The sequence below is a fragment of the Mesorhizobium sp. M8A.F.Ca.ET.207.01.1.1 genome (assembly GCF_004794715.1).
GTDB lineage: Bacteria > Pseudomonadota > Alphaproteobacteria > Rhizobiales > Rhizobiaceae > Mesorhizobium.
Genome location: NZ_SRUS01000549.1, coordinates 1 through 288, shown reverse-complemented (window position 1 = coordinate 288; position 288 = coordinate 1). Strand labels below are relative to the sequence as shown.

The 288-nt window shown below is 50.0% G+C and carries 1 protein-coding gene; it reads left to right on the top strand.

All coding sequences use genetic code 11. The features are described 5' to 3' along the window. Window positions 1–182 (top strand): hypothetical protein (locus EN850_RS36985; RefSeq protein ID WP_210238102.1); only part of this gene is annotated, 182 nt, incomplete at its 5' end. Between the last annotated feature and the right edge of the window lie 106 nt (window positions 183–288).

Here is a 288-nt window from a genome sequence, read left to right as displayed (position 1 = left end):
ACAGCATGTCGGGCTTGAACCGCCGTCGACGCGATGAAGAACCATGCCTTCAAGAAGATGGGGTCCGTATAGTGAACCTAGCCCGGGCGTTGTATGAGTTGCCGCACAGTTTTGAAATTGTGTGCTTTCGGAATCAGGATGTTGACTGCATTGCCATCTTTCTGCGGCATTTCTTCTGCTAGGTTTTTAAGCTCCTCACATGGATTCGAGGTTGTATATGGCTGTTATTTCTCATTTCCTGATGGTTGCGCTGGCTTCCTCCCAAGCCCCAATGGGGCCTCATGTTGA